The 8,089-nt window shown below is 69.2% G+C and carries 8 protein-coding genes; 4 read left to right on the top strand and 4 right to left on the bottom strand.

The window, feature by feature from the left end; translation table 11 throughout:
• Window positions 1-176 precede the first annotated feature (176 nt).
• From recF to dnaN, 3 genes are all read right to left on the bottom strand, one after another.
• The gene (gene recF, locus ACFE7F_RS07585; RefSeq protein WP_375403241.1) at window positions 177-1,244 is read right to left on the bottom strand and encodes a DNA replication/repair protein RecF; all 1,068 of its coding nucleotides are present in this window, start codon (window positions 1,242-1,244) and stop codon (window positions 177-179) included.
• Window positions 1,245-1,273: 29 nt separating this feature from the next.
• Window positions 1,274-2,044 carry a Coq4 family protein gene (locus ACFE7F_RS07580; protein ID WP_375403240.1) on the bottom strand — a complete coding sequence of 257 codons (771 nt, stop codon included), beginning with the start codon at window positions 2,042-2,044 and terminating at the stop codon, window positions 1,274-1,276.
• A gap of 69 nt (window positions 2,045-2,113) precedes the next feature.
• Window positions 2,114-3,226, bottom strand: coding sequence for a DNA polymerase III subunit beta (gene dnaN, locus ACFE7F_RS07575; RefSeq protein ID WP_375403239.1), 1,113 nt, complete (start codon window positions 3,224-3,226; stop codon window positions 2,114-2,116).
• A 178-nt stretch (window positions 3,227-3,404) separates the two neighbouring features.
• Between dnaN and ACFE7F_RS07570 the strand changes: the two genes are divergently transcribed.
• Both ACFE7F_RS07570 and ACFE7F_RS07565 read left to right on the top strand, forming a co-directional pair.
• Window positions 3,405-4,073 carry a histidine phosphatase family protein gene (locus ACFE7F_RS07570; protein ID WP_375403238.1) on the top strand — a complete coding sequence of 223 codons (669 nt, stop codon included), beginning with the start codon at window positions 3,405-3,407 and terminating at the stop codon, window positions 4,071-4,073.
• Window positions 4,070-4,543, top strand: a complete 474-nt coding sequence (locus ACFE7F_RS07565; protein ID WP_375403237.1) for a hypothetical protein — start codon at window positions 4,070-4,072, stop codon at window positions 4,541-4,543. Before ACFE7F_RS07570 ends, ACFE7F_RS07565 begins: the two co-directional genes overlap by 4 nt.
• Here ACFE7F_RS07565 and ACFE7F_RS07560 read toward each other — a convergent pair.
• Complete coding sequence (locus ACFE7F_RS07560) at window positions 4,540-4,776, bottom strand: hypothetical protein (RefSeq protein ID WP_375403236.1); 237 nt, start codon at window positions 4,774-4,776, stop codon at window positions 4,540-4,542. The two genes, ACFE7F_RS07565 and ACFE7F_RS07560, sit on opposite strands and share 4 nt — an antisense overlap.
• Window positions 4,777-4,885: 109 nt before the next feature.
• On the opposite strand from ACFE7F_RS07560, the gene rlmN reads away from it, so the two are divergent.
• Both rlmN and ACFE7F_RS07550 read left to right on the top strand, forming a co-directional pair.
• The gene (gene rlmN / locus ACFE7F_RS07555) at window positions 4,886-6,094 is read left to right on the top strand and encodes a 23S rRNA (adenine(2503)-C(2))-methyltransferase RlmN (RefSeq protein WP_375403235.1); all 1,209 of its coding nucleotides are present in this window, start codon (window positions 4,886-4,888) and stop codon (window positions 6,092-6,094) included.
• Window positions 6,095-6,121: 27 nt separating this feature from the next.
• Complete coding sequence (locus ACFE7F_RS07550) at window positions 6,122-7,786, top strand: formate--tetrahydrofolate ligase (protein WP_375403234.1); 1,665 nt, start codon at window positions 6,122-6,124, stop codon at window positions 7,784-7,786.
• The last annotated feature ends 303 nt before the right edge of the window (window positions 7,787-8,089 follow it).

Genomic DNA, 8,089 nt, shown 5'->3' with positions numbered 1-8,089 from the left:
ACCGTGCCCAGATGAACGCCGTCAGCGCCGATCACGTCCATATGCTCCTTGATGCGGGTAACGTCAGCCATGGGGAATTCCTTGAAAAGTATCGTGGCGGCGCAACGGCTCAACCGCCCGATGGATGCATGGAGCCGCCCCGGACCAAGTGCGGTCCACCTCACGACGGGCTCGCCTTATCCCAACCCCAGCCGCGTCGCGTCCCCGCCCACCGCCTCGAACAGCGCGGGCTCCGTCCCCGTCATCCATACCTGCCCGCGCCCGGCGAGCCGCTCGAACAACGCCGCACGCCGCGACGGGTCGAGATGCGCGGCCACCTCGTCCAGCAGCAGCACCGGCACGCGCCCCGTCCGCTCGGCGACGAGCTCGGAATGCGCGAGCACCAGCCCCAGCAGCAGCGCCTTCTGCTCGCCCGTCGAGGCGAGCGCGGCGGCGCGATCCTTGTCCAAATGCGTGACGTGGAGGTCGGCGCGGTGCGGCCCGTTCAGCGCCCGCCCCGCCGCCGCGTCGCGCTGCCGGCCGTCTCGAAGCAGCCGCAGCAGCTCGCCCGCGTCTCCGCTCCACCCCTCCAGCGCCAGCCCCGCCCGCGCGAACGGCCCCGCAGCCTGAGCCCGCAACCGCTCGCCGAGCAGCGCCACCGTCTCCCGCCGCGCCGCGTCCAGCGCCGCGCCATGCTCCGCCATCTGCGCCTCCAGCGCGGATATCCATTCCGGGTCGGGCCGCGCGCCCTCAACCCCTTCGGCCAGCAGTCGGCCCCGCGCCCGCATCGCCGCCTCGTACCGCGCGGCATGGGTGGCGTGCGCAGGCGACAACGCCAAAGTCAGCCGGTCGAGGAACCGCCGCCGCTCCCCCGCGGGCTCGACGAACAGCCGGTCGGTCGCGGGCGTCAGCCAGAGCACCGTCAGCCATTCGGGCAGCGACGCTGCTGTGGCGGGCGCGGCCTGAACGCGCACCACCCGCCGCTCGGGCGCGGCCGCGAGCGCGCCCGTCGCGATCTCGACCCGCTCGGCCACCTCCGACGCCAGCGTGGCCGCGACCCCGAACCCGCCGGGCCCACCCTGCCGCGCCATGTCGGACAGGTCCGCACGCCGCAAACCCTTGCCCGGCGCCAGCAGCGACACCGCCTCCAGCACGTTGGTCTTGCCCGACCCGTTCTCGCCCGTGAGCACCACGAACCCCGGCCCGACCTCCAACGTCAGGCCTGCGTGATTACGGAAGTCGGTGAGGACGAGGCGCGACAGCATCGCGCCCGGCCCTAGCGCCACGCGGCCGGTCAGGCGAGCGCGGCCGCTTTCTGCTTGCTGGCGTAGGAGGCGAGCGCCGGCCCCAGCTCGCGCTGCGCCCGCCGGTACGCGACCGGCTCGCCGATCCGCAACCGCTCCCGCGCGGCGTCCAGCGGCTCGCGCATCAGCGCCGCGTAATCCTCGCCCAGCAGCCACTTGGCGCGCTTACCCTGCCGGTAGCCCTCCCACACCGCGCGGGCGAACAGCCGGCCCTTGGTCTGCCGAATGCTCTTGAGCGCCGCGCCGGCCCCGATCAGCGCCCAGCCCATGCCCCTGGTCTGCGCATAGGAGAAGGCGACCAGCGCCGCCTCGCCCATCGTCTCGTCGGCTTTATATCCGGTCAGCACATGCCAGATGTCGTGCACGTCGCGCGTCCGTCGTCCGAACCAGGCATATGGGTGCGGGATCGGCTTCTCCAGCCCGTCCAGGTTCGACACCTCGGCGAGCCCCTGCGCCGAATAGCCCGTCTCCGCCAACCAATCGCGGTAGGCGGCGCCGACCGTGCCGGGCCGGCAGCCCGCGACGAAGTCGGGGTCGGAAAACAGGTCCGCCGCCAGCTCGACGCGCTCATACGCCTGTCGCGCCCCATCCGATGTCTTAAGCAGCCGCGTATAGTTCTTGGGCGTCGCCGCGCCGTTAAGCGCGCGCATGATGATGAACACCTGCGTCGTGTCGTCGCCATTAGCGAGCAGCTTCCTGAGCGCCGCGATCGCGGTCCGCCAGTCGCGCTTGTAGATGTCGACGGCCTGGGTCTGATACATAGGGCTGCTCCCTTACTGACAATAATGTCGGTAAGGGAGCAGCGGCCGTCGGTCAAGGTCGCCCGGAGATCACACCCGCATCGGCATCAGCACATATAACGCCGAACTCTTGTCGTTCTCGCGGATCAGCGTCGGTGCCGCAGCGTCGTTCAGATGGACCTCCACCGTATCACCGTCGATCTGGCCTAATATGTCGAGCAGATAGCGGCTGTTGAAGCCGATCTCGAACGAGGAGGACGCGTAGTCGCCCGGCACCTCCTCGGCGGCGGTGCCGTTCTCCGGGCTCGTAACCGACAACGTCACCTTGTCGCGGTCGAGCGCCATCTTGACCGCGCGGGTCTTTTCGGTGGCTATGGTGGCGACGCGGTCGACGCTCTCCTTCAGCGCCTGCGGATCGAGGCGCAGGATCTTGTCGTTCCCCGTCGGGATCACGCGGCTGTAATCGGGGAAGGTGCCGTCGATCAGCTTGGAGGTCAGCACGGCCTGTCCCAGATCGAAGCGGATCTTGGTGGGCGACAGCGACATGCCAACCGCGCCGTCAACCTCGTCGAGCAACTTCCTAAGTTCGGCCACGCATTTACGTGGCACGATTACGTCGGGCATCCCGTCCGACCCATCGGGCCGTGGCATGGTCACGCGCGCCAGCCGGTGCCCGTCGGTCGCCGCCGCCTTCAGGACGGGCTGCCCCGCGTCTTCCGAAATATGGAGGAAGATGCCGTTCAGATAATAGCGCGTCTCCTCGGTCGAGATCGCGAAGCGCGTCTTATCGATGATCTGCTTCAGGGTCTCGGCGGGCAGCTCGAACTTGGTCGGCAGTTCGCCCTCGGCGATCACCGGGAAGTCGTCGCGCGGCAACGTGCCGAGCGAGAAGCGCGCGCGGCCCGCTATGATCGTCATGCGGCCGTCGGCGGCGGCGAGCTGGACCTGCGATCCCTCGGGCAGCTTCCTCGCAATATCGAACAACGTGTGCGCCGACACGGTGATCGCGCCGGGCTGGTCGACATCCGCCGTCACGCTCTCGTTGATCTGAAGGTCCAGATCGGTGGCCGTCATCCGGAGCAAGCCGTCCCGTGCGTCGAGCATCACGTTGGACAGGATCGGAATGGTGTTACGGCGTTCCACCACCGACTGGACGTGGCTCAGGCCCTTGAGCAGGGTCGCGCGTTCGATGGTCGCCTTCATGGAAATCCCCTAGCCCCGGCACCCCGTCCGCGGCGATGTCGGTGAAAGTCCTACCGGGAATGACCCGGCCGGAGCAAGCACCGTCCCCTCCCCAAAATCTGGTTTTCGCTCGGTTATGCTCGGCGGCCTAAGGGGAAAGTACGTTGCTTTCCCGCCGCTCCGCTCCGACAAGCCGCGCATGTGTGATGGCGTACGGATCGGGGTCGGACGGAACGGTCGCAGGGGCGGCCGGGATTTCCTCGCGCGGCATGGCGAGACGGTGTTCAACGCCGCACGCCGGTTGCAGGGCGACCATGCGCACACGCCGCTGACGCGCGCGGGCTTCGCGCAGGCGGACGAGATGGGACGGGCGCTCCGTGCGTCGCTCGGCCCCGGGCCGGCGCTGACGCTGTGGGCGTCGCCGACGGGCCGAGCGCTGCAGACGCTGGCGGTGATCGCCGAGCATCTCGAGCTCGACTGGCACGGGGCACGGACCGACGCGCGACTAGTGGAGATCGGGATGGGATCGTGGGGCGGGCGCTACTACGCCGACGTCGTGGCGGAGGTCGGGCCGGTGATCGATCCTATCACCCACGCGCTCAAGATCGCGCCCGACGGCGAGGAATACGTCGCGATCGCGGAGCGCGTTTCGGGCTGGCTCGCCGACACGGCGGACGACATGGGCGACCGGCTCGTGGTCATGCACGGCATCTCCAGCCGGGTGATGCGCGGCGTGATGACCGGCTTGCCCATCGACCCGTCGATGGGAAGTCCGCTCGCCCCCGGTCTGCCGCAGGGAAGCGTGGTGATGATCGAGGGCGGGCACGAGACGGTGGTCCATCTCGGCGGCGGACACGCTCCCGTATGAGGTTCGCGCCGGCCACGCTGCTGCTGATCGCGGCGCCGCTCGGCGCGCGCGAGCTGATCGGCGTGCACGGCGGGTGGGGGGCTTTCCGGGATACGGGCCATTGCTATGCGATCGCGGAGCCGGCGATCGCGGGCGGACGCCGGTCGTGGCGACCTTTCGTCGGCGTCGGCACACGGCCCGCGCAGGGTCGCCGGAACAGTCTTCACATCCGCCTGTCGCGTCCGCGCGACCGCTCCGCGGAGGTGGCCCTATCGATCGGCGAGCGGCGCTTTCCGCTGATCGCGAACGGCACGGACGCTTGGGCACCCGACGCGACTGCCGAGCGCGCTGCGGTGGCGGCAATGCGGTCGGGGCGCAGTATGAGCGTCGATGCGGTCGGCGTCGGCGGACGACCTTTCGCCGATCTGTACCGGCTCGACGGCGCGGCCACCGCGATAGATGCTGCGGCGCTCGCCTGTTTGGTCGGCTAGCCCACGCCCTCGCGTCGCGCACCCGCGAGCATCTTGCGGGCGATGGCGCGGACGGCTTCGTCGTCCTTGGTCTCGTCCCTTGCGGGGTCGCCTAGATGGTCGAGGCTGCTCTCGACGAAGTCGAGGAGGCCGGGGTGGCGCGCCTCGACATACTCCAGCGTCTTGAACAGGACATGCTCGGCCGCGATCTCGCGGCGGCGGGCCTGGACTGCGGTGTCGGTGTGGTCGGTCATCGGCTGAACGCTCCCGTGGACGGTCGAGCAGGCTGAACGCGGGAGGCGGCGATCGGTCGCAGGCGTCCGAGAGTGGAATCCGGGCGCGTTTTCGACTATATCGCCACTCATGCAGATAGTTCCGGCCGCCCTCATGCCCATTCCCGGGCACATCGATCCCGTGCCCGTCCCGCGCGCGGTTGTACCCAGGCCCGACGGACGCGTCGACGTGGTCGGGTTGGGCAAGGACCAACTGCGCGAGGAACTGCTCGCGGGCGGGATGGAGCCCAAGCAGGCCAAGCTGCGCGCCAAGCAGATCTGGCACTGGATCTACAATCGCGGCGCGACCGAGTTCGCGCAGATGACCGACATCGCCAAGGCGCAGACGCCGTGGCTCGCCGAACGGTTCGTGGTAGGCCGGCCCGAGGTGATCGAGGCGCAGGTGTCCACCGACGGCACGCGCAAATGGCTGCTGCGGAGCCCTGACGCGCAGGATTACGAGATGGTGTTCATCCCCGACGCCGACCGGGGGACGCTATGCGTGTCGAGCCAGGTGGGGTGTACGCTCAACTGCCGCTTCTGCCACACGGGCACGATGCGGCTGGTGCGTAACCTGACCGCGGGCGAAATCGTCGGGCAGGTGATGCTCGCGCGCGACGGCTTGGGCGAATGGCCGAGCCAGCCGGAGGGGCGGATGCTCACCAACATCGTCATGATGGGGATGGGCGAGCCGCTCTATAACTTCGACGCGGTACGCGACGCGCTCCGGGTGGTGATGGACGGCGACGGGCTCGCCCTGTCCAAGCGCCGGATCACGCTGTCGACGAGCGGCGTGGTGCCGATGATGGCGCGCGCGGGGGCGGAGATCGGGGTCAATCTGGCCGTGTCGCTCCATGCGGTGACCAAGGAGGTACGCGACGAGATCGTGCCGCTGAACCGCAAATACGGGATCGAGGAGTTGCTCCAGGCCTGCGCCGACTATCCCGGCGCGAACAACGCGCGGCGGATCACGTTCGAGTACGTCATGCTGCGGGACAAGAACGACAGCGACGAGGATGCGCACGAGTTGGTGCGGCTGCTCCGCCACTACCGGCTGCCCGCCAAGGTGAACCTGATCCCGTTCAACCCATGGCCCGGCGCGCCGTACGAATGCTCGACGCCCGAGCGGGTGGCGCGCTTCTCCGACATCGTGTTCGAGGGTGGTATCTCGGCGCCCGTCCGGCGGCCGAGGGGGCGGGACATCGATGCGGCGTGCGGGCAGCTCAAGACCGCGGCCGAGCGCAAGTCTCGCGCCGAGCTCGACCTGCAGGCCGACGAGAAGATGGCGGCGCTGGCTTAGCCAACCCGGCCGGGGTAGCGGCCGGCGATGCAGACAGACATCGAGATCTCCCGCGCCGCGACGCTCCACCCCATCGGTGAGGTCGCCGCCCGGCTAGGCATCCCTGACGAGGCGGTCGAGCCGTACGGGCGGTACAAGGCCAAGATCGACCCGGGCGCGATCGAGCCTAGGCCGACGCGCGGCAAGCTGATCCTCGTCACCGCGATCAATCCGACGCCCGCGGGCGAGGGCAAGACGACCACCTCGATCGGTCTGGCGGACGCGCTGACGCTGACCGGCCGCCGCGCGGTCCTCGCGCTCCGCGAGCCATCGCTGGGGCCATGTTTCGGGACCAAGGGCGGTGCTACCGGCGGGGGTCGCGCGCAGGTCGCGCCGATGGAGGAGATCAACCTCCATTTCACCGGCGACTTCCATGCGGTGACGGCGGCGCACAATCTGCTCGCCGCCATGATCGACAACCATGTCCATTGGGGCAACGCGCTGGGTATCGACGTGCGGCGGGTGACGTGGCGGCGCGTGCTCGACGTCAACGACCGGGCGCTACGCCGGATCGTCCAGTCGCTTGGTGGCGTGGCTGACGGCTACCCGCGCGAGTCCGGGTTCGACATCACCGTCGCGTCGGAGGTGATGGCTATCCTGTGCCTCGCGCGCGACCTGGACGACCTGCAGGACCGGCTCGGCCGCATCGTCGTCGCCTCCACGCGCGACCGGCGGCCGGTCACCGCGCGCGAGCTGAGGGCGGACGGAGCGATGGCGGTGCTGCTCCGCGAGGCGGTCAAGCCCAACCTCGTCCAGACGCTGGAGGGCACCCCGGCCTTCGTCCATGGCGGGCCGTTCGCCAATATCGCGCATGGCTGCAACTCGGTGATCGCGACCAAGGCGGCGCTGGCGCTGGGCGATTACGTCGTCACCGAGGCGGGGTTCGGCGCGGATCTGGGCGCGGAGAAGTTCTTCGACATCAAATGCCGCCAGGCGGGGCTGTCGCCCGACGCCGCGGCTATCGTCGCGACGGTGCGCGCGCTCAAGATGAACGGCGGGGTCGCCAAGGGCGATCTCGCCCGCGAGGATGTGGAGGCGGTACGGCGGGGGGCGGTCAACCTGCTGCGTCACCTGGAGAACATCCGGTCATTCGGCGTACCCGCGGTCGTCGCGATCAACGGCTTCGACGCGGACACGCCCGCTGAGCTAGAGGCAATCCGCGACCTCGTGGCGGCGGCCGGGTCGGAAGCGATCGTCTGCCGCCACTGGGCGGAAGGCGGCGCGGGCGCGGTCGAGCTGGCCGAGGTGGTCGCGGCGCTAGCTGACGGCGGGACGGCGCGGTTCGCGCCGTTATACCCGGACGAGCTGCCGCTGTTCGAAAAGATCGAGCAGGTCGCGACGCGCATCTACCGCGCGCGCGGCGTCACCGCGCCGCCCGCGATCCGCAAGCAGCTCGCGATGTGGGAGGCGGCGGGTCACGGCCGGCTGCCGGTGTGCATGGCCAAGACGCAATACAGCTTCTCGACCGACCCGGCGCTGGTCGGCGCGCCGACGGAGTTCAACGTGCCGGTGCGCGAGGTCAGGCTGGCGGCGGGTGCCGGCTTCGTGGTGGCGATCTGCGGCGACCTGATGACGATGCCCGGCCTGCCCCGCATTCCGGCGGCGGAAGGCATGCGCCTGAACGCGGCGGGCGAGATCGAGGGACTGTCGTGACGCGGGCGGAAGGTCAATAAAGTCACGCCAAGGACGCCTCCGCGGCGGGTTCAATCCTGACCGTGGTCATCACTTACGAGCCGAGCCGCTTGACACGCTTGACACCAAGGCGCGAACGATCCGGCTTCATCGTTTCGATTTAGAACAATGTCAAAGAGCGCTGGAGCACGTTGAATCCGAGTCGCGGCGACTCTGGCACAAGCCGCATCTTGTAGGACAGCGACTTTCGCGCTGTCGATCTCGAGTCATTGCGGACATCTAGGCAGCCTATAGTCCAGCTTGTGACTTACTTAATCCTCAGAC

The organism is uncultured Sphingomonas sp., from assembly GCF_964235535.1.
Lineage (GTDB): Bacteria > Pseudomonadota > Alphaproteobacteria > Sphingomonadales > Sphingomonadaceae > Sphingomonas.
Note: the sequence above shows the minus strand (reverse complement) of the source record. Positions and strands in the feature narration are given on the sequence as shown.